Annotated in this window: 1 protein-coding gene; it reads right to left on the bottom strand. The window is 31.6% G+C overall.

Features of this window, described 5'->3' with window-relative positions:
- Positions 1 to 304: IS110 family transposase (locus AC23L6_RS13395; protein ID WP_487562980.1), on the bottom strand; the 304-nt coding region annotated here is incomplete at both ends.

The raw sequence follows: 304 nt of genomic DNA, 5'->3' as shown, positions 1-304 counted from the left end.
TAGTTGGCTATTTCCCATGCATCTGCCTTATCACTTTTACCTCGCTTTAATCCCATTGAACGCTTAATCTCTATGGCATTGATACAACAATAACGATGCTTGTTCTCAAACAAAAAATAACTTAATAGTATACAATACCAACCAGTATGCTCAAAGCAAAATAAGGCTTCTTCTAAATTGATTTTTTGATTGATAGTCCAACTAATAATTTGTTTAAAGCCTTTTACATCATTGCTAAATTGTTTGTGAACTTTAGTGGTTCGTACATAAACATCTAGTGTTAATTTGGAAACATCAATTCCAA

Source organism: Flavobacterium sp. R1_16, from assembly GCF_057652095.1.
The sequence above is the reverse complement of the archived record's forward strand: the minus strand, read 5'-3'. Positions and strand labels throughout refer to the sequence as shown.